Origin of the sequence: Actinomycetospora sp. CA-084318, assembly GCF_050955885.1 — a bacterium.
Taxonomy (GTDB): Bacteria; Actinomycetota; Actinomycetes; order Mycobacteriales; family Pseudonocardiaceae; genus Actinomycetospora.
This window is the reverse complement of sequence record NZ_CP192098.1, coordinates 2,095,244-2,115,864: the sequence shown is the minus strand read 5'-3', so window position 1 is coordinate 2,115,864 and position 20,621 is coordinate 2,095,244. Positions and strand designations below refer to the sequence as shown.

The window sequence follows — 20,621 nt, the reverse complement described above, 5'->3', positions numbered from 1 at the left end:
CGTGACCGCCCCACCCCCCTCGTCCACCACGACGGCGCCGGACGTCGCCGACGCCCGACGACGGTTCCGCCCCGGCCGGCTCGTCGGCGGCCTCGTCCTGCTCGTCGTGCTCGCCGAGATCGTGACGTTCCTGGTGACGAACGAGCGCTTCCAGTGGGACGTCGTCGCCGCCAACCTGGTCGCGCCGTCCGTGCTGGCGGGCCTCGGCACCACGGTCGGTCTCGCGGTGGCCGCCATGGCCATCGGCTCCGTGGTCGGCGGGCTCCTCGCGGCGGCGCAGCTCTCCGGCTTCGCCCCGCTGCGCTGGGCGGCGACCGCCTACGTGGGGCTCTTCCGCGGCATCCCGCCGCTGGTCCAGCTCATCTTCTGGTTCAACCTCGCCTACCTCCTGCCGCGGCTCTCGATCGGCATCCCGTTCGGCCCGACGCTGCTCAGCTGGGACACCAACGCGGTGATCACCCCGCTGTCGGCCGCCGTGATCGGCCTGTCGCTGGTGGAGTCGGCCTACCTGGCCGAGATCGTCCGTGCCGGCGTCCTGAGCGTGGACCGCGGCCAGCGCGAGGCGGCGTCCTCCCTCGGTTTCACCCCCGCGCAGACGTTCTTCCGCATCGTCCTGCCGCAGGCGATGCGCGTGATCATCCCGCCGGCGGGCAGCCAGTTCATCAGCGTGCTCAAGGGCACGGCACTGGTGTCGGTGATCGCCATGAACGACCTGCTGCACGCCGTGCAGGTCATCTACAACCAGACCTACGAGATCGTGCCCATGCTGATCGTCGCGTGCTTCTGGTACCTGGTCGTCGTCACGCTGCTGACGATCGGGCAGCGGCGGCTCGAGCGGCGCTTCGCCCGCGGGCACGTGCGGACGGAGGTGCCCGCGTGAGCGTCCTGCACCTGCACGCGGTGACGAAGCGGTTCGGCGCCCACACCGCGCTCGACGCGGTGGACCTCGAGGTCGCCGAGGGCGAGGTCGTCGTCGTGATCGGCCCCTCCGGCTCGGGCAAGTCCACCCTGGTCCGGGCGGTCCACCAGCTCGAGCCGATCGACGGCGGGGCGATGTACCTCGACGGCGAGCTCCTCGGCCACGAGGAGCACCGCGGCGCGCTGCGCCCGCTGCCCCCGAAGGGCGTCGCGGCCCAGCGGCGCCGGATCGGGATGGTCTTCCAGCAGTTCAACCTGTTCGGTCACTTCACCGCCCTGCAAAACGTCACCGAGGCACCCCGCCTCGTCCACCGGGTGGGACGGGCGCGGTGCGAGCGCGAGGCGCGGACCCTGCTCGAGCGGGTCGGGCTGGGCGACCGGACCGGTCACTATCCGAGCCAGCTCTCCGGCGGGCAGCAGCAACGGGTGGCCATCGCCCGGGCGCTCGCCACCGCGCCCCGCATCATGCTGTTCGACGAGCCCACCTCGGCGCTCGACCCGGAGCTGGTCGAGGAGGTGCTGGGCGTGCTGCGCGGCCTCGCCGCCGACGGCTTGACGATGCTCGTGGTCACCCACGAGATGGCGTTCGCGCGGGAGGTCGCCGACCGCGTCGTGTTCATGGAGGCCGGCCGGATCGTGGAGTCCGGCCCGCCGGACGAGCTGTTCACCCGGCCGCGGAGCCCTCGCCTGCGCACCTTCCTCGCCCGGCACGCCCGGGAGGTGTCCGCGTGAGCCTCATGGTGGCCGCCGTCGGGGACCTCATCCTCGACGAGCCCGACCCCGCCTCCTTCCTCGCACCCGCGGCCCCGGTGCTGCGCGCCGCCGACGTCACCGTCGGCCACGTCGAGGTCCCGCACTCCACCACGACGACGCAGGTCAGCACGGACGTGCCGGCACCCCCGGCGGACCCGGCGGCGCTCACGGCGCTGCGCGAGGCCGGCTTCGACGTGGTCACCCTCGCGGGCAACCACGTGTTCGACGCCGGCGAGGTCGGGGTGACCGACACCGTCGCGCACGCCCGCGCGGCCGGGCTCGTGCCCGTCGGCGCCGGCGCGGACCTCGCCGAGGCACGCCGGCCCGCCGTCGTGGCGGCGCAGGGCCGGAGCGTCGGCGTGCTCTCCTACAACTGCGTCGGGCCGCGGGAGTCCTGGGCGACCTCGCGCAAGGCCGGGTGCGCCTACGTCCAGGTGCTGACGCACTACGAACTGGACCACGCGAGCCCCGGCGGCCCGCCGCGGGTCTACACGTTCGCCGACCCCGACTCGCTCGAGGCCATGCAGGACGACGTGGCAGCCCTGCGCGCGGAGGTCGACGTCGTGCTCGTCGCGCTGCACAAGGGCGTCGGGCACACGCCTGCGGCGGTCGCCATGTACGAGTCCCCGGTGGCCCGCGCCGCGATCGACGCCGGCGCGGACGCCGTGTTCGGCCACCACGCCCACATCCTGCGGGGCGTGGAGGTCTGGCGCGGGCGGCCGATCTTCCACGGCCTGGGCAACTTCGTCACCGTCACCCACGCCCTCACCCCGGGCGGCGACGGCGACAGCGCCGAACGGGCCGCGTGGGCGGCCCGGCGCACCGAGCTCTACGGCTTCGCCCCCGACCCGGCGATGCCGCACTACCCGTTCCACCCGGAGAGCCGCGACACCGTCGTCGCGACCTGCCGGTTCGACCGCGACGGCCTCGTCGGGGCCGGGATCGTCCCGTGCCGCATCGACGACGCCGGGCGACCGGTCCCGCAGGGACCCGACTCCCCCGCCGTCGACTACCTCAGCGACATCACGCGCCGGGCCCGGCTGAACGGCCGCCTGGTCCGCCGCGGCGACGACTGGCTCGTCGCCGGCACCACCGAGGAGACCGCGTGACCGACCAGCCCCTCGCCGGACGCACCGTCATCGACCTGACCACCGCCCTCGCCGGCCCCTACGCGACCCTGCTGCTCGCCGGGCTGGGCGCGACCGTCATCAAGGTCGAGAACCCGGTCGTCGGCGGCGACGCCTCACGGAACAACGCGCCCTACGTCGGGCGCGACGGCCTCGCCCTCGGCCGCCGGCACCCGGACGACATGTCGGTCTCGATGCTCGTCCGCGGCCGCGGCAAGAAGTCGGTGACGCTGAACCTCAAGGACCCCCGCGCGGTCGCGATCCTGCACGACCTCGTGCGGGACGCCGACGTCCTCGTCGAGAACTACTCGTCGGGCGTGACCACGCGGCTCGGAATCGACCACGCCACCCTGCGCGAGATCAACCCGCGGCTGGTCTACACCTCGATCAGCGGCTTCGGCGCGCAGGGTGGCCCCGGCTCGGGCAAGGCGATGGACTCGATCGTCCAGGCCCTCTCCGGGGTGATGATGACGGCGGGCGAGCCGGACGGGGACCCGGTCCGCTTCGGGCTGCCGGTGGGCGACCTCATCGCGCCGCTGTTCGCGGTGATCGGCACGGTGTCCGCGCTGCTGCAGCGCGAGACGACCGGGGAGGGTCAGCACGTCGACGTCTCCATGCTCGGCGCGCTGACCTCGCTCGTAGCGTGCGAGCCGTTCGACGCCTTCGACGCCGTCGGGCTCCCGCAGCGCACCGGCCAGATGGTGCCCCGCCTCGCCCCGTTCGGGATCCTGCCGGCGCTGACCGGGCACGTGGCGCTCTGCGCGCCCACCGACGCCTTCGCCCACGGCGTGCTGCGCGCGATGGGCCGCGAGGACCTGCTCGACGACGGCCGCTACCGCACCCGCGACGAGCGGGTGCGCCACGCCGACGAGCTCCACGGGCTGATCGGGGCCTGGTGCGCGACCCTGCCGGCCGACGAGGTCGTCGACCGGCTGGCCGCCCACGGCGTCCCGGCCGCGGCCGTCCGCGACCCGCAGCAGGCCGTCCGCGACCCGCTGGTCCGCGAGCGCGGCGAGGTCGTCCCGCTCGCCCACCCGCACTACGGCGCCGTCGGGGACCTGTCGTCCACCGGCGTGCCGATCGTGTTCTCCGGGTCGTCGGTCGGCCTCGACGCCCCGCCGCCGGCCCTCGGGGAGCACAACGACCACGTCTATCGGGAACTGCTCGGCTACAGCGCCGAGGAGCTCGCGGCCCTGCACGCCGACGCGGTGATCTGATGCCGCTCGTCGCCGGCTACGTGGGCGCGGACGTCCCCGTCGAGCTGCTGACCGCGGCGGGCTACCTGCCCCGTCGGCTGTCCGGCTCCCCCGACGAGGACGCCGAGCCCGGCCGCCGCCACCTCGGGGGCGGGCTCGACCCGGTCGCCTGCTCGATCCTGACCCGCCTGCTCGCCGGGGCCTACGGCCACCTCGACGTCCTCGTGGTCTCGCACGACTGCGAGGCCTCGCTGCGCCTGTTCTACGTGCTCCGCGAGCTCACCCGGGTGGCGCCGGAGGTCGACCTGCCGCCGCTGCACCTCGTCGACGTGCTGCACCTGCCGCACCGCACCACGACCCGCTACGACCTCGCCCAGGTCCGCCGCTTCCGCGCCTGGCTCGCGGAGCGCGGCACCCCCGTTCCCGACGACGCGCTCGCCCGCGCCGTCGCGGCCCACGACGACCTGCGGTCCCTCCTGCGGCAGGTCGGCGCCCACCGCGCGCGCCGGGTGCTGAGCGGCACCGAGATGCTCGGGCTGGTGGACCTGGCCTGCACCCGTCCCGTCGACGAGGCCCGGGCGCTCCTGCGCGACCGGCTCGCCGAGCTGCCCGCCCGCCCCCCGCTGCCGGGCACGCCCGTCGTCGTGACCGGCAGCAGCCACGACACCCCGCACGTCTATTCCGCGCTCGAGGCGCACGGCCTGCTCGTCGTCGGGGAGGACCACGACCGCGGGGACCTCGTCGCGCTGACCGACGTCGGCGCCCCGACCGAGCCGGCGCTCGCCGAGCGCTACCAGGCCGCGGGCCCGGCGGCCGCCCACGCCGCGATCGCGGACCGCGCCGCGCACACCGCCCGCCTCGTCCGGGACCGCGGTGCCGTCGGCCTGCTCGCCTACGTCCGCCGGCACGACGACGGACCCCGTTGGGACGTGCCCGCGCAGCGCGCGGCGGTCGGGGTCCCGACGGTGCTCGTCGACCACCAGGAGTACGGCCGGATCGACGACGTCGCCGCGGTGGCGGACGCCCTGCGCGGCGCGGTGGCCGCGTGACGCGGCTCGACAGCGCGACGGCGGCCACCGCCCACCAGCGCGCCTGGTTCGCGGACCTGCGGCGCGAGGTCGGTGCCGGCGGGCCGTTCGCGCTGGTCAACGCGGACGCCCCGCAGGAGATCTTCCGGACGATGGGCGTCCCGTACGTCGTCAACCAGTGGTGGGCCTCGATCATCGCCGCGAAGCGACGGACCCAGGACCATCTCGCGCTCCTGCGCGAGCGCGGCTATCCCGACGACAGCGAGCAGTACAGCGCCTCGACCCTGGGCAGCGCGTACGACCCGGACCCGTCGTCGGGACCGTGGGGCGGGCTGCCCCGGCCGACGATCGTCCTGGCCGAGACCACCGGCGACGCCTCCCGCAAGATCTTCGACCTGTGGGGCGAGCAGCCGGGCGTCACGTTCTACCCGCTGGAGAGCGCGGCGGCGGACACCGTGCCGGTCCGCTGGTGGGAGCTGATGCCGGACCGCTGGGAGGAGGCGGTGGGCAGCGACCGGCTCGACCTCATGGTCGGCGAGCTCGAGGGCCTCGTCCGCGTCCTGGAGCAGACCACCGGCCACCGGTTCTCCGAACAGCGGTTCGTCGAGGTGATGGCGCTGGTGAACGAGCAGGCGGAGTGGAACCGGCGCACCCGCGACCTCGTCGCCGCCGCCCGGCCCTGCCCGGTCGCCGTCACCGACTCCATCCCGGCGGTGATGGTGCCGCAGTGGCACCGCGGCACCCAGTGGGCCCGGGACGCCGCGCGACGCCTGTACGAGGAGGTCGCCGAGCGCGTCGACGCCGGCACGGCCGTGTGCGACGACGAACGGGCCCGGCTGATGTGGATCGGGCGCGGGCTGTGGTTCGACCTCGAGTTCTACCGGCGCTTCCAGGACCGGTACGGCGCGGTGTTCGTCTGGTCGATGTACCTCGCGATCGCCGCCGACGGCTACGCGCGCTACGGACCCGACCCGATGCGGGCGCTCGCCGCCCGCTTCGCGGCCTTCTCCGACCAGCTCTACACCCCGCCCTGGTCGGCGGAGTGGTACGTGAAGGAGGCCCGGGCCCACGGCGTCGACGGGGTGGTGCACCTGGTCTCCGACGACGCCCGCGGGAGCTGGGCGACCACCCGCGCCCTGCGCACGGCCGGGATCCCGGTCCTGGAGCTGCACGCGGACAACGTCGACGCCCGCCGCTCCGACCCCGGCCACCTCGACCGGACCGTCGGGGACTGGCTGGAGAGGTGCGCTGCGCGCCCGTGAGTACGTGTGACGGCGATAGCCGTCACACGTACTCACGGGCGAAGCACCTCGTGCTGTGCTCGCACCGTGCCCGCCCCCGCCGACGAGATCGACCGCGGACTGCTTCAGGCCCTGCAGCTCGACGGTCGGGTGCCGTTCGCCCTCGTCGCCGAGGCCGTCGGGGTGTCCGAGCGGACCGTCGAGCGCCGCTACCGCGACCTGCGCGCGTCCGGGGCGGTGCGGGTGGTCGGGCGGACCTGGCCGGAGGCGGTCGGCGAACGGCAGTGGCTGGTGCGGGTGGGCTGCGTGCCGGACGCCGCGGAGGGACTCGCGCACGCGGTCGCGCGGCTGCCGGAGACGTCCTGGGTGCAGCTCACCTCGGGCGGCGCGGAGCTGCTCTCGATGGTGCGCGTGCCGACCTCCGACGACCCGCCGTCGTCCTCGGTGCTCTCCCGGCTGCCGCGCAGCCCCCGGGTCACCCGCGTCGACGGGCTGTCGATCCTGCGGGTGTTCGCGGGTGGCCGGATCAGCCCGCTCACCCGCGAGGGGCCCCTCCCCGACGAGGCCGTGGCCCGGATCGCGCCGGCGCCCCCGGCCCCCGGGACCGTCGCCCTCACCGCGGACGACCGGGAGCTCCTCGCCGTGCTCGCCCGGGACGGCCGCGCCCGCTGGCGCGACCTGGCGGCGGCCACGGGTCGCTCGGCCGCCACGGCCCGACGACGGGTCGGCGAGCTGACGCGCGGCGGCGCGATCTTCTTCGACGTCGACTTCGCGCCGTCGCTGCTCGGCCTGCGCACCTCCGCCGCGCTGTGGATCTCGGTGCACCCCGCCGACCTGGTGGCGGCGGGCGAGGCGCTGGCGCGGCACCCCGAGGTCGGGTTCGCCGCGGCCACCACCGGCGCGACGAACCTCTACGCGAGCGTCCAGCTCCGCGACGACCGTGCGCTGTTCGACTACCTCACCGGACCCGTCACCGCCCTGCCCGGGCTCGTCGCGATCCAGACCGCGCCCGTCCTGCGCACCGTCAAGCAGAGCGGGTGACGCGAACGGGCGCACCGGCCCCGATCGTCGTCGGGAACGAGCAGATCACGTCCGACACGGTCGTCGATCGTCGATCTCGGCGGCCTCGCTGGAGCGACCGCCCCGACCGGCGCACCGTCGCCGCCATGAGCACCGCGTTCGACCCCCTCGACCTCCCGACGATGCACCTGCCGAACCGGATCGCGATGGCGCCGCTGACCCGCCGTCGGGCCTACGGGCCGGGGCTGTCGGCCACCGACCTCATCGCCGAGTACTACGAGCAGCGGGCCACGGCCGGGCTGATCGTGGCCGAGGCGATGCAGCCCGAGCCGGTCGGGCAGGGCTACACCGACACCCCGGGCCTGCACGACGAGGCGCAGGCCGCGTCGTGGCGACCGGTCACCGCCCGCGTGCACGCCGCCGGCGGCCGGATCGTCGCGCAGCTGATGCACGCCGGCCGCAACAGCCACCCCGAGCTGCTCGGCGGCGGGCTGCACCCGCTCGCGCCGTCGGCGGTCGCGGCCGAGGGGCGGGTGCGGATCCACGGCGGAGAGCCCGCCGTCCGCAAGTCCTACCCGGTCCCGCGCGCGCTGCCCGTCGAGGACGTCGAGCGCACGATCGCCCGCTTCGCCGACTCCGCCGCGCTGGCGCTGACGGCGGGCTTCGACGGCGTCGAGCTGCACGGCGCCTACTGCTACCTGATCCAGCAGTTCCTCTCCTCGAACGCCAACCTCCGCACCGACCGCTACGGCGGCGACCTCGCCGGGCGCCGCCGGTTCGTCCTGGAGCTGGTCGACGCGGTGGCCGCCCGGATCGGGGCGGGCCGCCTCGCGCTGCGGCTCTCCCCCGGTTGCACCGCGTTCGGGCTCGTGGAGGACGACGTCGACGAGCTGTACCGGGGCCTGGTCGACCAGCTCCCCCGCGACCTCGGCTACCTGCACCTCTTCGAGTGGCCCGGGCACCGCGACCTCACAGTGGAGCTGCGACGACGGTGGCCCGGGACGCTCGTGCTGAACCCGCACGCCGCCTGGACCGACTTCCCGACCGGGCCGGACGCCCTGCGCGTGGTGGACGAGGGGCTCGCGGACGTCGTGGCGTTCGGGACGCACTTCATCTCGAACCCCGACCTCGTCGAACGCCTGCGCGTCGGCGCCCCGCTCGCCCCCGCCGACGACTCGACGTTCTACCGCGGGGACGCGCGGGGGTACACCGACTACCCGACGCTCGCCGCCGGGCGCACGGTCGGCAGCGGGTAGTCCGGCAGGTCCACCTGGTCGGCCGGCGGGCGGAAGAGCCTGGCCGCGAGGCCGCCGAACCGGTGCTGCAGACCCGCGGCGACCTTGAAGACCGTCTGGTTGACGGCCAGCGCCGCCCGCGACTGCGGGTTGACCAGGCGGATCGTCGAGAGCTTGACGTCCTGGGCCTTCGCGACGAACGGCCGCATGACCTCCTCGTAGCGGGCCAGGGCGACCCGGTGGTCGGGGGTCCGCTCGAGCTCCCCCGCCAGCACGTGCGCCGCGGTCAGCGCCAGGGTGGTGCCGGTGCCGAACGGGCCGGTGGCCCACGCCGCGTCCCCGAGCAGGACGCGCCGGCCCGTGCTCCAGCGCGGGAGCCGGACCTGGGCCACGGCGTCGAGGTACATCGGGGCGTCGTCGTCGAGGGCGTCGAGGACCCGGGGCGCCACCCAGCCCGCGTCGGCGAACGTGCGGCGCAGGATCATCACCTGGTCGTCGCGGTCCAGGCGCTCGAGACCCCGCACGTCGGTCATGAAGCTCAACATGGCCCGGGTGGTGCCGAGGTTGTCCGGCCGCAGGCTGACCCCGAGGGTGCGCTCGGTGTGGTACCAGTTCCACCACCGGTCGTCCTCGGGCGTGCGCGGGATCGTCAGGTAGGCGATGACCAGGCCGACCTCGGTCATCTCGGCGCCCGGCACCACGAGCTCCCGGGTGCGCGAGCGCGTGCCCTCGGCGACGACGACGAGGTCGGCGTCGATCCGCTCCCCGCTCGCGAGCGTGGCCGTGACGTGGTCGCCGTGGTCGTCGAGGTCGCGGATCTGCTCCTCGAAGCGGTAGTCGGTGCGCTCCGCAGTGCGCTCGTACAGGAGCCGGGCGAGCTCGCCGCGCAGGATCTCCAGCTCCGCCGTCGGCCCGTCGATGTCGTTCTCGCCGGCGGGGAACTCGGCCACCGTGCGGCCCTGCTCCCCGACGATGCGCAGGCCCACCTCCGTGGTCCCGGTGTCGAGGGCCGCCTGCTCGAGACCCATCCGCCGCAGCACCACCCGGCCCGCCCCGCGGACGTCGATGTTCTGCCCCTCGTCGCGCAGGCGCGGGAAGCGCTCGACGATCGTGGTGCGCCATCCCCGGGCGTTGAGTTCGTGCGCGAGGGCGGGGCCGCCGATGCTCGCGCCGGAGATGAGTGCGTGGCGTGTCATGCCGATCGGATACCCCGTCGCTAGAGAGTCTAACTACTAGAGATGTGACAGACTTTGCGCCGTGGATCCGGACACCGAGATCGCGCGCTTCGACGCGACGACGTTCGCGGTGCGCGACCTGATCGGCGCCTCGCAGGACCTCGTCGTGCGGATGGCGAAGGCGATGGGCATGAACGTCACCGACATGACGGCCATCCACCTGCTCGACGTCCACGGTCCCATGGGCGCCGCGGAGCTCGCCGAGCGTCTCGGCATCCGGTCGGCGTCGGCGACGGTGCTCGTCGACCGCCTCGAGGCCGCCGGCCACGTCGCGCGCACCCCCCACCCCACCGACCGGCGGCGCGTCACGCTCGCCGTCACGCCCTCCGCGCAGGCGCACGCCGTGGACGTCTGGCTCCCCGGGCTGCGCCACATCGACGAGGTCTGCCGGTCGCTCTCCACCGACGAGGCCGTCGTCGTCCGGACCGTCCTCGGCCGGCTCGCGGCGGCCATGGACCGGGCGGGCCGGGAGGTCACGCCGACGGATGCAGGTCCTGCGTCCCGATGACGCGCAGCAGGTCGAGCTTCTCCCGTGCGTCGGTGCCCTCGGTCGGGAAGTAGACGAGCACCACGCGGTCGGACTCGGGCGTGAGCAGCACCTGGCAGGTCAGGTGGACGAGGCCGACCTCCGGGTGCGTGAACCGCTTCCGAGCGACCCGCCGCACCCCGACCTCGTGGCGCTCCCACAGCTCCCGGAACTCGGCGCTGCGGGCGAGCAGGTCGTCCACCAGCTCGACGACGTCCGCGTCGCCGGACCGCCGTGCGGCCGTCGCACGGAGGTCGCGCACGTGGGCGGCGGACAGCGCGGCCCGGTCCTCCTCCGGGGTGCACGCACGCAGCGCGGAGTCGGTGAACCACCGCCGGACCGGGTTCGTGATGCCGCTGCCGAACAGGGTCGCCGCCAGCGGGTTCTGCCAGAGCACGTCGTGCAGGTCGGTGTGGATACGCGCCGGCACGGCGGTGAGGTGGTCGACGAGCGCGAGCAGCCCCGGATCGACGTGCCGGCCCCCGCGCCGCGGCGGTGGGGCGATCCCGGCGAGGTGGAAGAGGTGGTCGCGCTCGTCGAGGTCGCAGCGCAGCGCCCGGGCGACGGTCCCGACGACGCCCTCGCTCGGGTGCGGCCCGCGGGCCTGCTCGAGGCGCGTGTAGTAGTCGACCGACAGTCCCGCCAGCTGCGCCACCTCCTCGCGGCGCAGCCCCGGCGTCCGGCGCCGTACCCCGGGCGGGAGCCCGACGTCGGCGGGACGCAGCAGCTCCCGTCGTCGTCGCAGGAAGTCCCCGAGGCCCGCGCGGTCGATCACGGACCCAGCATCACCCGTCGTCGGGACGCCCAGCCAGGGTCGGTCGGTCCCTGGTTGCGCCGGGCCTGCCACTGCGGCGCGGGGAGGCGCACGGTGGTCCCATGCAGCAGCGACAGCTCGGCAGCTCCGGTCCCGTCGTCTCCTCCCCCGCCCTCGGGTGCATGGGCCTGTCCGGGGCGTACGGCGCCGTTCCCGACGACGAGGGCGTCCGCGTGATCCACGCCTACCTCGACGCCGGCGGCAGCCTCCTCGACACCGGCGACTTCTACGGCGCCGGCCACAACGAACTGCTCGTCCGGCGGGCGCTGGCCGACCGCTCGCGCGACGACGCCGTCCTCTCGGTCAAGTTCGGGGCCCTGCGGGCGCCCGACGGCGGGTTGGCCGGGGTCGACACGCGGCCCGCGGCCCTGCGCAACTTCCTCACCTACTCGCTGCAGCGGCTCGGGGTCGACCACGTCGACGTCTACCGGCCCGCGCGGCTCGACCCGGCCGTCCCGATCGAGGACACCGTCGGTGCGATCGCCGAGCTCGTCGAGCAGGGGTACGTGCGGCACATCGGGCTGAGCGAGGTCTCGGCGGCGACGATCCGGCGCGCGGCGGCGGTGGTACCGATCTGCGACCTGCAGATCGAGTACTCGGTGCTCAGCCGCGAGATCGAGGCGGAGATCCTGCCGACCTGCCGGGAGCTCGGCGTCGGGATCACCGCCTACGGCGTGCTGGGCCGCGGCCTCATCGGCGGCAGCGGCGCCGTGACCGGCGGCCGGGCCATGACCCCGCGCTGGCAGGGCGAGCACCTCGAGCACAACCGGGCGCTCGTGGCGCGGCTGCACGAGACGGCGGCGGCCAAGGGCGTGTCGGTGGCGCAGCTCGCGATCGGCTGGGTGAGCGCGCAGGGGGCGGACGTGGTGCCGGTGATCGGGGCGCGGCGGGTCGACCAGGTGACGTCGTCGCTGGTGGACGTCGACCTCTCGGACGACGACCTGGCCCGTATCGACGAGCTCGTGCCGGCCGGCTCGGTGTCGGGCGACCGGTACCCCGCGGCGGCGATGGCGCAGCTCGACAGCGAGCGGTAGAGGTCGGCGGCGGTCGGCCCCGACGTCACGGTGCGCCGGGACGATGGCGATCTGCACGCATCGAGTGGGACCAGCGCGCCATCGTCGCGATCAGCGAGCTGCCGGGCCCCACCGACCCTGCAGAACCGATGCCGACCGCACCGGTTCTCCAGCACGGTCCGGGACCGCGGGTCACCTTCCGTGGTCGGATCTCACGGAACGTCACCCGTCCCCGCGGAGACCACCGCAGAACCGGTGCCGACGGCACCGGTTCTCCCGACGGTGCGATGATCGCCCGGTGACTCAGGGTCTGCGGTTCGGATGGCTGTCCCCGGTGATCGGCAACCGGTGGAGCGACCAGGTGCCGATCGCCGCGTACCAGGACACGGAGATCCTCCCGACGGCGCTGCCGCACTTCGACTCGCTGTGGATCGCCGACCACTTCTACGGGTTCGACCGGAAGACCGACCCGTTCCTCGAGGCGTGGACGACGATCACGTGGCTCGCGGCGCGCCACGGGTCGGTCGAGCTGTGCCACCACGTGCTCGGCGTCGGCTACCGGCACCCGCCGCTGCTGGCCAAGATGGCCGCGACGCTGCAGTACCTCTCCGGCGGGCGCTTCGTGCTCGGGATCGGCGCGGGGTGGCGCGACCACGAGTACGCGGCCTACGGCTACGAGTTCCCGAAGCCGTCGGTACGGTTCGCCCAGCTCGAGGAGACCATCGAGATCTGCCGCCGGATGTGGACCGAGGAGTTCCCCTCCTACGAGGGCCGGTACTACCGGATCGACGAGGCGTCGGCTCCCCCGCTGACCGACCCGCCGCCGAGGGTGTGCGTCGGCGCGGCCGGCGAGAAGGTCGGGCTGCCCCTGGTCGGGCGCCTCGCCGACCGGTGGAACGGGCCCGCGGGGGACGGCTTCACCCGTCGTCGGGACATCGTCCGCAGCGCCGCCGAGGCGGCGGGGCGCGACCCCGGGTCGATCGAGGTGTCGGTGACCCTCGAGCGGGCGCTGCCCGAGAACGACGACGACTCGGCGAAGCTCGTCGAGGAGCTCGCGGGGCACCGGGACCTCGGCGTGGACCACGTCGTCATGGACTTCGGCCACCCGCGCTCCACCGAGCCGGTGCTGCGCTTCGCCGAGCAGGTCATCGCGCCGCTGCGGGGCTGAGGTGGCCGGCGGCCACCTCACCGCAGCAGGAGCTGCACCAGCGCCGCGAGGCCGACGACGACGATCACGCCGCGCAGCACCACCGGCGGGAGGCGCCGGCCGATCCGGGCACCGACCAGGCCCCCGACGATCGCGCCGCCCGCGATGAGCCCCACGACCGGCCAGGACACCGGCGCGACCACGGCGAACACGATCCCGGACACCAGGTTCGCCACGGCCGCCAGGATGTTCTTGACGGCGTTGTGGCGCTGCAGGTCGTCGTCGATCAGGATGCCGAGCACGCCGAGCAGCAGCACGCCCTGGGCGGCACCGAAGTAGCCGCCGTAGAGCCCGGTGCCGAACACCGACGTCAGCAGCCCCGGCCCGACCCGCGTCCGCGGCTCCCCCGACGGCCGCCGCGCCGCGATGCGCCGCGCGACGAACGGTTGCACCACGACGAGCACCACCGCGAGCGCCACGAGCACCGGCACCACCGCGTCGAACACCGACGACGGCAGCGCGAACAGCAGGAGCGCCCCGACGAGGCCGCCGAGCGCCGTGGGGATCACCAGCCGGACCACGCGCCCGCGCAGGCCGGTCAGCTCGCGGCGGTATCCGATCGCACCGGTCACCGACCCCGGCACGAGGCCCAGCCCGTTCGACACGTTGGCCGTCAGCGGCGGGAAGCCGAGCGCGAGCAGCACCGGGAACGTGACGAGGGTGCCCGACCCGACGATCGTGTTGATCATCCCGGCCCATACGCCGGCGACCGCGATGATCGCCGCTTCGCCCAGGGTCACCAGCGCATGATCGTGGTCCGCGCCCGGGAGGGCCAGACGGGCACGATTCGAACTGGTGTGCGAACGTGGACGGGTGGCACGCACCCCGAACCCTCGCCTCCGGGCCGCCCTCGCCCGGCAGGCCGAGCGGACGCGCCGCGCGGCGGAGGCGCTGCGCGAGGGCGACGAGCTGGACGAGGACGCGCGGCGGCGCGTCATCGAGATGCTCGCCGTCTGCGGCCGGCCGGAGATCTACGAGGCGCTCAACGTCCACGTGCAGGACCGGGTCGGCAGCGTGACCGACGCGATCCTGCGGGCCCGGGCGCCCCTCGACGCCCACGTCCGGCAGGCCGCGGCGGAGGCCGGGGTGACGCAGCGCAGCTCGCACGCCGGACCCCCGCGCCACGGCACCTGAGACCGTGCCACGATGCGAGCCGGAGGGGGATGCGGTGCAGCTCGACGCGGTCGACGTGACGATGCCGGACGGACGCCGGGTGGCGGCACGGATGTCGGTGTCGCGCGGGTCCGACCGCGGCACGGTGTTCTGGCACCACGGCACGCTGCGCGACGGCACCCCGCCCCGCCCGGTCGTCACCGCCGCCGAGCGCCTCGGACTGCGGTGGGTCAGCGTCGCGCGCCCCGGGCACGGCCGGTCCACGAGCCGCCCCGGCCGCACCGTCGCCTCGGTGGCGCCCGACGTCGCCGCCGTCGCCGACCACCTCGGCGTCGACCGGTTCGCCGTGGTCGGCCACTCCGCGGGCGCACCGCACGCACTGGCCTGCACGGCGCTGCTGCCCGACCGGGTCCTCGCCGCCGTCGCGATCGGGGCCTTCGCACCGCGCGACACCCCCGGCCTCGACTGGTACGCCCACCTCGACCCGGCCGCGACGCTGTCGCTGCGTGCCGCCGAGCAGGGCCGCGAGCACAAGCTGGCCTTCGACCGGGCGCACCCGACGCTGCGGTGGCTGCACCCGCCGATCGACCTCGAGGCCCTCGACCAAGGGTGGTTCCCGGACACCGACACCACCGGCGAGGCCGCGATCACCGCCCGGGCGGACGACCACATCGCCCTGGTCACGCCCTGGGGCGTCGACCCCGGCACCGTCCGCTGCCCCACGGTGCTGCTGCACGGCGACGGCGACACGTTCGTCCCGGCCACCCACGCGCGCGCCCTCGGGGCGGCGATGCCCCAGGCCGAGAAGTGGGTCTCCCCCGTCGACGGGCACTTCTCGATCCTGCGCCGGTGTGACGCCGCTCTCGAATGGCTGCGGCGCCACCTCTGACCAGCACGGACGTCTGTGGTCCGCACCTCTTTGTCACGCCGGGGTAACGCCGGCGGGTCCCGTGTCGATAGTCCCCGAAGTGCCCCTGCCCGACGTCGACCCCGACGGGAGGCCCGATGAACGACACGGCCCGCACGACCCCACCCGGCAGTCCGGAGGCCCTGGACCAGGGCTGCCACTGCTCGTTCCTGCTGAACGGCGAGCAGGACTCCGAGTTCGTCAACCCGCTGTGCCCCCTGCACGGGGCGCAGCGCGAGGGGGGTTCCTCCTCGTGACCCACACCCCCACCCGTCCCGTCCCCCTCGCCCGGCCGCACGCCGCGCCGCGGGGGCTGCGGGCGCAGTTCCGCGAGACCCTGCGCGAGCGCGTCCTCGAGACCGCCGGCGCCGCCGCCACCGAGCAGGGGTGGGGCCAGGTCCGCATGAGCGACCTGGCACGTCGGTCCGGGGTGTCCCGGTCGGCGATCCACCGCGAGTTCGGCGACAAGGACGCCGTCGCGGACGCGCTCGTCGCGCACGAGTCCGACCGGGTGATCGCCGAGGTCGGTCAGGCCCTCATCGACGCCCCGGACTGGCGCGCGGGCCTCACCGCGGCGCTGCGCACCACGATGGCGGCCCGCGACAACCACCCGCTGCTCGACACGGTCCTGACGACGGCGCACGACGACGTCAGCCTGCTCCCGCAGCTCACCACCGGGAGCAGCGCGATCATCGCCCGCGCCCGGGTGATGCTCTCGACGTGGCTGCGCGGGCACCACCCGCGGCTGCCGCGCCCCCTGCTCGACGACGCCGCGGACGTCCTCGTCCGCGCCGCCCTGAGCCACCTCGCCGCGCCGGACACCGACCGCGAGCTCACGGTCGCCCGGCTGCAGCGGCTCGCGGTGCGCCTGCTCGACCCCCGCTGAGGGCTGTGATCGGAACCACCCGACGTCGGGCGTGAGGATCCGCGATCCGATCGCGTCCTACGGGACGAGTTCGACGGACACGCTCCGCCCACCGGGGGCGGGGCTCGCGAACCACCGACGAAGGAGGTTCCCCCATGAGCACCCCCACGCCCACCGCGCCGAAGACCACGACGCCGAGCCCCGTCGCCCCGACCGGGTCGGCGCTGGAGAGCACCCAGGGCAAGACCACCATCGCCGACGGCGTCGTCGCCAAGGTCGCCGGCCTCGCCGCCCGCGAGGTCAACGGCGTGTACGGCTTCGGCGGCACCGCCGCCCGCGCCTTCGGCGCCATCACCGAGCGCATCCCCGGCAGCCGCTCCTCGGCCTCGCAGGGCGTCTCGGTCGAGGTCGGCGAGCGCCAGGCCGCCGTCGACCTAACCATCGTCGTCGAGTACGGCGTCGCCATCGCCGAGCTCTCGCGGGCCATCCGCCGCAACGTGATCGGGGCGGTCGAGCAGATGACCGGCCTCGAGGTCACCGAGGTCAACGTCGACGTCGTCGACCTCCACCTCCCGGACGAGGAGGACGACGCTCCGGCTCCGGCCCCGGCCCCCGCCCGCGTCCGGTGACCCGCCCGGTGCGCCCCGGCGACGTCGGTGCCCCGGCCATCGTGGCCGGGGTGGACGTCGACCGGGTCGCCGCCGCGGTCCTCGCCTGCCCCCTGGTGGCCGACCTGGTCACCGGCGAGCACGGCGCCACCGAGACCTACCTGCCCGGCCGGCGGGTCCCCGGGATCCGCGTGCACGACGACGGCCCCGGCCCGGCCCGGATCGCCGTGTCCGTGTCCGCCTGCTACGGCGCGCCGATGCGGCGTCTGGTCGAGCAGGTCCGCTCCGCCGTGGCCGTCCGGGCGCCCGGCCACCCGGTCGACGTCGTCGTCGCCGACGTGGGCTGAGCCGGCCCGTCCCTCACCGCAGGATCTCCACGAGCAGCGCCCACGCGTTGCCGAGCCCGCCCAGCAGGGCGAGCAGCACGGCCGCCGGCAGCCAGTAGAGGCCCCCGACGGTGCCCGTGGCGACCCCGAGCCCGGCCACGACCGGGGCCACGAGCACCGCCGTGGCCGGGGCCCAGGCGGTGACCAGCCACGCGGGCACCGGCTGCTGGGGCGCCCGTCGGCGCGGGAGGGCCAGCCGGACCAGGACCCACCCGGCCACCAGTCCGATCACCACCAGTTCCACCGCGAGCGCGACCTCGCCCTGCCCGGGCACGAGCACGACCAGCGCGAGGAAGAGCGGCACCGCGAGCAGGACCAGGGTCTGCGCCGCGCGGCCCGGCAGGTGGGTGTCGTCCAGGATCACCCGCAGGTTGAGCGACACCGCCACGAACACGAGCCCGGCGAGGGCGGCCGAGGCGCCCGCCGTCGCGACCGCGAAGTCCGTCCACGCCTCCGCCGAGTACCCGTTCACGCGGACGAGTGTGCTCGGCCCGTCCAGTCCTTCCGCAGAACCGACCGGTCGGTAGCTTCGTCGGCATGGCCGGGTCGGCGTGGACCCGACGTCCCGGGGGCGGGACGTCGCTGTTCGTCGTGCTCGTGCTCGACCCCGTGACCGAGGAGCTCGACTCCTACGGTCCCTACGAGTACCGCGCGGCCCTCGCCGCGGCCGCCCTGCGGCGCGAGGAGTACGACCGCGAGGACCTCGGCGAGGTCATGATCGTGGTCGTCCCCCTCCATCCGGCCACGCCGCCGGACGAGGCCTGAGCTCAGCCGTCCTCGCGGAACCAGCCACCGCGGTCGTCGAACCCGTCGAAGGTCGGGGCGGACGGCCGGGGCGGCCGCGCCAGGGTCGACCCGAGCGGGCTCGGCCGCGGCACCCGGGGCTCGTCGTCGTACCCCTGCCGCGGGAGCGGGGTGCCCTCGACGGGACCGGGGATCCCGGCGGGCACGTCCTCGACCAGGCGCACGTGACGCCCGGCCCGGGCGGCCTCGTCGGGGTCGGTCGGCTCGGGGACGGAGGCGACGGCCGGCGGCCCGTCCGCGGCCTCGCCGACGGCGGCACCGACGGGGCCACCGACGGCCACCATGATGCGTCCGCCCGCGGGCGTCCGGCCCGCGTCCACCGGCTCGCCCGACGCCTCGGCGTGCCCGAGCGCGGCCCGCAGGTCGTCGATCGGCAGGGGCCGGCCGCGGGTCGTCGTGGTGGCGACCCGGGCGGTCAGCGGGACCCCCGGGTGGCCCTCGGAGGCCAGCGCGAGTCCCTCGCCGATGCGGTCGGCGAGGTCGTTGAGGTGCACCGCGGACGCTCCGGGCACCAGGACAACGAAGGTCCGCGGGTCGAGCCGCACCGCCACGTCGACCGGCCCGAGCGGCTCGGTGAGCGCGGCGGCGACGCGGTGCCCCGCGTGATAGGCGGCCCGCGGCGAGGCGAGGGCCTCGTCGTCGAACGCGGGGATGTCGAACAGCGCGACCCCGACCTGCAGGGCGCCGGGGCCTCCGCGCGGGGTCCAGCGAGCGAGGAAGTCGCCGTCGGGCAGCCCGCTCGCCGCGTCCGTCCCCGCGACGGCCCGGGCTCCGGCCGCGGCGTGCGCGTCCGCGATCTGCTCGCGCAGCTCGCGGGTGCCCGCGTGCGCGTCCCGCATGCGGTCGATCATGTGGTAGAGCGAGGTGGTCGCCCACATCTCGCCGGGCGTGCCCGCCGAGCCCGCGGCGTCGCCGCCCGCGGGCATGGTGGTCGCCAGCAGGTCGTCGACGGTCCGCAGCACCTCGGGCGCGAGGCGGGTCCCGAGCGCGAACCGCAGGCGGGCCAGCTCGGTCGCCGCCTGGGCGCGGGAGAAGCCCCAGCGGCCGTCGAAGATCCTGCTGGGTTCGACGGCGGTCTCGCCCGCGTCGTAGGTGTGCTGGTCGGTGGCGACGAGGAACGCCCCGGCGCGGGGCCCCAGCGCGACCACGGTCCACTCGTCGGCGAGCGCCTCGGCGGGGTCGAGCTCCACCACGGTCACGCCCTCGGGCGGCGGGTGGGCCTCCCCCGCGACGAACCCGACCACCGCGGTGACGCCGGCGGCGGCCATGGCCTCGTAGACCGCGCGCTCCCGGTCGAAGTAGGGCAGCTGCTGGAACAGCGCCACCACCACCGTCGGGTGCTCGACGGTGCCCGCCATCACCGCCTTCTCCACGGCGTGCGAGACGTCGACGAGCAGGCGCTTCGACATCCGCTCCGGCCGCGACCCGCTCGCCCGGTCGCGGGCCACCCGCGTGTGGTCGGACAGGTTGTCGATGAAGGCCCGCTCCACCCGGGTACGAGTGGCGTGGGCGAGCGGACCCTCCATGGAACCCCCAGAGACGCGACGTCAGGGAGGAACTACCTCGACCGGGCGGCGGCGAGCCCCGCGGGCCCCGCCGACCCGGCGAACGGTGCCGACCGGTCGACCAGCGGCGACTAGAGCTGCGCGGCCCGGACCGCGTCGGCCGGCGAGGTGGGAGCACGCCCGAGGAGGTTCTCCAGGGCGGGGCTGTCGGTCTCCAGCTCGCCGCGGGCGAGCGAGGACTCCAGCGCGGCGACGAACTCGGCGGTGCCGCGGTCGGCGCCCGCGGCCACCATCGCCTCGGTGAGCTCGGAGGGGGTGTGGTCGCGGTAGACGACCGTCGTGCCGGTCACCTCGGTGATCGTGTCCGCCAGGTCGGACATCGTGAACGCCGGGCCGCCGAGCTCCCAGTAGCCCTGCTGGTCGACGACGTCCCCGGTGAGCAGGCTGACCGCGGCCTCGGCGTAGTCCGCCCGGGTCGCGGCGGAGACCTTCCCGTCGCCGGCCGCCCCGAGGATCTCGCCGCGCTCGAGGTAACGGGGCAGCTGGGCGGTGTAGTTCTCGACGTACCAGCCGTTGCGGGCGACGGCGAAGAGCAGGCCGGAGCCCTGCAGCACGTCCTCGGTGGCGGCGTGCTCGGGCGCGAGGACCAGCTCGGTCTCGTCGGCGTGCAGCACGCTCGTGTAGACGACGAACTCGACGTCGGCGGCCTTCGCCGCGTCGATCACGGCGGAGTGCTGCCGCACCCGGTCGCCGGGGTCGGGGCTCGAGACCAGCAGCAGCCGCTCGATGCCCTCGAGCGCCGGGCCGAGCGTGTCCGGCCGGTCGTAGTCGGCCACGCGGACGCCGACCCCGAGCTCGGCCAGGTCCCCGGCCCGGTCCGGGTCGCGGACCAGCGCGAACACGTTGCCCGCCGGCACGCCGCGGCGCAGCAGGGCGTCGACGGCGAGCCGACCGAGGTGGCCGGTGGCTCCGGTGACGGCGAAGGAGGGGGCGGGCGTGACGGGCGTGCTCATGGTCGCCAGGGTGGCCCGTCCCCGCCGGGTCCACACGCGTGGCCCGTCCCCGCCGGGTCCACACGCGGGTCCGGGCCACCCCGCGGGGAAAGGTGGCGGAAAGCCCG

24 protein-coding genes are annotated in these 20,621 nt (G+C 75.2%); 18 read left to right on the top strand and 6 right to left on the bottom strand.

What is annotated here, in order from left to right; translation table 11 throughout:
- Position 1 precedes the first annotated feature (1 nt).
- The 8 genes from ACQPYX_RS10390 to ACQPYX_RS10355 all read left to right on the top strand — a co-directional run bounded on the left by ACQPYX_RS10390 (position 2) and on the right by ACQPYX_RS10355 (position 8,539).
- On the top strand, positions 2–880 hold the full coding sequence (locus tag ACQPYX_RS10390) for an amino acid ABC transporter permease (protein ID WP_433802829.1): 879 nt from the start codon (positions 2–4) through the stop codon (positions 878–880).
- Positions 877–1,650 (top strand): amino acid ABC transporter ATP-binding protein, encoded by a 774-nt coding sequence (locus ACQPYX_RS10385; protein ID WP_433802828.1) that lies wholly within the window; start codon positions 877–879, stop codon positions 1,648–1,650. Before ACQPYX_RS10390 ends, ACQPYX_RS10385 begins: the two co-directional genes overlap by 4 nt.
- 5 nt (positions 1,651–1,655) lie before the next feature.
- A complete protein-coding gene (locus ACQPYX_RS10380; RefSeq protein WP_433803705.1) occupies positions 1,656–2,780 on the top strand; it encodes a CapA family protein in 1,125 nt (374 codons plus the stop codon).
- The gene (locus tag ACQPYX_RS10375; protein ID WP_433802827.1) at positions 2,777–4,015 is read left to right on the top strand and encodes a CaiB/BaiF CoA transferase family protein; all 1,239 of its coding nucleotides are present in this window, start codon (positions 2,777–2,779) and stop codon (positions 4,013–4,015) included. The genes ACQPYX_RS10380 and ACQPYX_RS10375 overlap by 4 nt, the downstream gene beginning before the upstream one ends.
- Positions 4,015–5,043, top strand: a complete 1,029-nt coding sequence (locus tag ACQPYX_RS10370; protein WP_433802826.1) for a 2-hydroxyacyl-CoA dehydratase — start codon at positions 4,015–4,017, stop codon at positions 5,041–5,043. Before ACQPYX_RS10375 ends, ACQPYX_RS10370 begins: the two co-directional genes overlap by 1 nt.
- Positions 5,040–6,284, top strand: a complete 1,245-nt coding sequence (locus ACQPYX_RS10365; protein WP_433802825.1) for a 2-hydroxyacyl-CoA dehydratase — start codon at positions 5,040–5,042, stop codon at positions 6,282–6,284. The genes ACQPYX_RS10370 and ACQPYX_RS10365 overlap by 4 nt, the downstream gene beginning before the upstream one ends.
- Positions 6,285–6,350: 66 nt before the next feature.
- Positions 6,351–7,304: an Lrp/AsnC family transcriptional regulator gene (locus ACQPYX_RS10360; protein ID WP_433802824.1), complete on the top strand. Its 954-nt coding sequence runs from the start codon at positions 6,351–6,353 to the stop codon at positions 7,302–7,304.
- A gap of 125 nt (positions 7,305–7,429) precedes the next feature.
- Positions 7,430–8,539 carry an alkene reductase gene (locus tag ACQPYX_RS10355; protein ID WP_433802823.1) on the top strand — a complete coding sequence of 370 codons (1,110 nt, stop codon included), beginning with the start codon at positions 7,430–7,432 and terminating at the stop codon, positions 8,537–8,539.
- On the opposite strand, the gene ACQPYX_RS10350 is transcribed toward ACQPYX_RS10355, so the two are convergent.
- Positions 8,497–9,714: an FAD-dependent monooxygenase gene (locus ACQPYX_RS10350; protein ID WP_433802822.1), complete on the bottom strand. Its 1,218-nt coding sequence runs from the start codon at positions 9,712–9,714 to the stop codon at positions 8,497–8,499. The genes ACQPYX_RS10355 and ACQPYX_RS10350 overlap by 43 nt on opposite strands.
- A gap of 61 nt (positions 9,715–9,775) precedes the next feature.
- Here ACQPYX_RS10350 and ACQPYX_RS10345 point away from each other — a divergent pair, with 61 nt between their 5' ends.
- On the top strand, positions 9,776–10,261 hold the full coding sequence (locus tag ACQPYX_RS10345; protein ID WP_433802821.1) for a MarR family winged helix-turn-helix transcriptional regulator: 486 nt from the start codon (positions 9,776–9,778) through the stop codon (positions 10,259–10,261).
- On the opposite strand, the gene ACQPYX_RS10340 is transcribed toward ACQPYX_RS10345, so the two are convergent.
- A complete protein-coding gene (locus ACQPYX_RS10340) occupies positions 10,227–11,054 on the bottom strand; it encodes a helix-turn-helix transcriptional regulator (protein ID WP_433802820.1) in 828 nt (275 codons plus the stop codon). The two genes, ACQPYX_RS10345 and ACQPYX_RS10340, sit on opposite strands and share 35 nt — an antisense overlap.
- A 101-nt stretch (positions 11,055–11,155) precedes the next feature.
- On the opposite strand from ACQPYX_RS10340, the gene ACQPYX_RS10335 reads away from it, so the two are divergent.
- Both ACQPYX_RS10335 and ACQPYX_RS10330 read left to right on the top strand, forming a co-directional pair.
- Positions 11,156–12,127 carry an aldo/keto reductase gene (locus ACQPYX_RS10335; RefSeq protein ID WP_433802819.1) on the top strand — a complete coding sequence of 324 codons (972 nt, stop codon included), beginning with the start codon at positions 11,156–11,158 and terminating at the stop codon, positions 12,125–12,127.
- A 277-nt stretch (positions 12,128–12,404) separates the two neighbouring features.
- Entirely contained in the window at positions 12,405–13,274 is an 870-nt protein-coding gene (locus ACQPYX_RS10330) for an LLM class flavin-dependent oxidoreductase (RefSeq protein ID WP_433802818.1), read from the top strand.
- Positions 13,275–13,291: 17 nt separating this feature from the next.
- Here ACQPYX_RS10330 and ACQPYX_RS10325 read toward each other — a convergent pair whose 3' ends face one another.
- The gene (locus ACQPYX_RS10325; protein WP_433802817.1) at positions 13,292–14,053 is read right to left on the bottom strand and encodes a sulfite exporter TauE/SafE family protein; all 762 of its coding nucleotides are present in this window, start codon (positions 14,051–14,053) and stop codon (positions 13,292–13,294) included.
- 73 nt (positions 14,054–14,126) lie between these two features.
- On the opposite strand from ACQPYX_RS10325, the gene ACQPYX_RS10320 reads away from it, so the two are divergent.
- From ACQPYX_RS10320 to ACQPYX_RS10295, 6 genes are all read left to right on the top strand, one after another.
- Positions 14,127–14,447 carry a hypothetical protein gene (locus ACQPYX_RS10320; protein WP_433802816.1) on the top strand — a complete coding sequence of 107 codons (321 nt, stop codon included), beginning with the start codon at positions 14,127–14,129 and terminating at the stop codon, positions 14,445–14,447.
- A gap of 34 nt (positions 14,448–14,481) precedes the next feature.
- Positions 14,482–15,315 (top strand): alpha/beta fold hydrolase, encoded by an 834-nt coding sequence (locus tag ACQPYX_RS10315; RefSeq protein WP_433802815.1) that lies wholly within the window; start codon positions 14,482–14,484, stop codon positions 15,313–15,315.
- 116 nt (positions 15,316–15,431) lie between these two features.
- Complete coding sequence (locus tag ACQPYX_RS10310; protein WP_433802814.1) at positions 15,432–15,590, top strand: hypothetical protein; 159 nt, start codon at positions 15,432–15,434, stop codon at positions 15,588–15,590.
- Positions 15,587–16,219 (top strand): TetR family transcriptional regulator, encoded by a 633-nt coding sequence (locus ACQPYX_RS10305; protein ID WP_433802813.1) that lies wholly within the window; start codon positions 15,587–15,589, stop codon positions 16,217–16,219. Before ACQPYX_RS10310 ends, ACQPYX_RS10305 begins: the two co-directional genes overlap by 4 nt.
- A 134-nt stretch (positions 16,220–16,353) precedes the next feature.
- Positions 16,354–16,827 (top strand): Asp23/Gls24 family envelope stress response protein, encoded by a 474-nt coding sequence (locus tag ACQPYX_RS10300; protein WP_433802812.1) that lies wholly within the window; start codon positions 16,354–16,356, stop codon positions 16,825–16,827.
- The gene (locus ACQPYX_RS10295) at positions 16,824–17,153 is read left to right on the top strand and encodes an Asp23/Gls24 family envelope stress response protein (protein WP_433802811.1); all 330 of its coding nucleotides are present in this window, start codon (positions 16,824–16,826) and stop codon (positions 17,151–17,153) included. Before ACQPYX_RS10300 ends, ACQPYX_RS10295 begins: the two co-directional genes overlap by 4 nt.
- A 13-nt stretch (positions 17,154–17,166) precedes the next feature.
- Here ACQPYX_RS10295 and ACQPYX_RS10290 read toward each other — a convergent pair whose 3' ends face one another.
- Positions 17,167–17,664 (bottom strand): hypothetical protein, encoded by a 498-nt coding sequence (locus ACQPYX_RS10290; RefSeq protein WP_433802810.1) that lies wholly within the window; start codon positions 17,662–17,664, stop codon positions 17,167–17,169.
- Between the two features lie 65 nt (positions 17,665–17,729).
- Here ACQPYX_RS10290 and ACQPYX_RS10285 point away from each other — a divergent pair, with 65 nt between their 5' ends.
- Complete coding sequence (locus ACQPYX_RS10285) at positions 17,730–17,957, top strand: hypothetical protein (protein WP_433802809.1); 228 nt, start codon at positions 17,730–17,732, stop codon at positions 17,955–17,957.
- Positions 17,958–17,959: 2 nt separating this feature from the next.
- Here the strand turns inward: ACQPYX_RS10285 and ACQPYX_RS10280 are convergent, their stop codons facing one another.
- On the bottom strand, positions 17,960–19,522 hold the full coding sequence (locus ACQPYX_RS10280; RefSeq protein ID WP_433802808.1) for a DICT sensory domain-containing protein: 1,563 nt from the start codon (positions 19,520–19,522) through the stop codon (positions 17,960–17,962).
- 110 nt (positions 19,523–19,632) lie between these two features.
- On the bottom strand, positions 19,633–20,514 hold the full coding sequence (locus ACQPYX_RS10275; protein ID WP_433802807.1) for an SDR family oxidoreductase: 882 nt from the start codon (positions 20,512–20,514) through the stop codon (positions 19,633–19,635).
- Between the last annotated feature and the right edge of the window lie 107 nt (positions 20,515–20,621).

Excerpts from the sequence above, each read along its gene's own strand:
- ACQPYX_RS10380 (WP_433803705.1), top strand. The coding sequence starts at position 1,656 with ATGGTGGCCGCCGTCGGGGACCTCATCCTCGACGAGCCCGACCCCGCC.
- ACQPYX_RS10370 (WP_433802826.1), top strand. The coding sequence starts at position 4,015 with ATGCCGCTCGTCGCCGGCTACGTGGGCGCGGACGTCCCCGTCGAGCTG.
- ACQPYX_RS10355 (WP_433802823.1), top strand. The coding sequence starts at position 7,430 with ATGAGCACCGCGTTCGACCCCCTCGACCTCCCGACGATGCACCTGCCG.
- ACQPYX_RS10350 (WP_433802822.1), bottom strand. The coding sequence starts at position 9,714 with ATGACACGCCACGCACTCATCTCCGGCGCGAGCATCGGCGGCCCCGCC.
- ACQPYX_RS10335 (WP_433802819.1), top strand. The coding sequence starts at position 11,156 with ATGCAGCAGCGACAGCTCGGCAGCTCCGGTCCCGTCGTCTCCTCCCCC.
- ACQPYX_RS10310 (WP_433802814.1), top strand. The coding sequence starts at position 15,432 with ATGAACGACACGGCCCGCACGACCCCACCCGGCAGTCCGGAGGCCCTG.
- ACQPYX_RS10300 (WP_433802812.1), top strand. The coding sequence starts at position 16,354 with ATGAGCACCCCCACGCCCACCGCGCCGAAGACCACGACGCCGAGCCCC.
- ACQPYX_RS10285 (WP_433802809.1), top strand. The coding sequence starts at position 17,730 with ATGGCCGGGTCGGCGTGGACCCGACGTCCCGGGGGCGGGACGTCGCTG.
- ACQPYX_RS10280 (WP_433802808.1), bottom strand. The coding sequence starts at position 19,522 with ATGGAGGGTCCGCTCGCCCACGCCACTCGTACCCGGGTGGAGCGGGCC.
- ACQPYX_RS10275 (WP_433802807.1), bottom strand. The coding sequence starts at position 20,514 with ATGAGCACGCCCGTCACGCCCGCCCCCTCCTTCGCCGTCACCGGAGCC.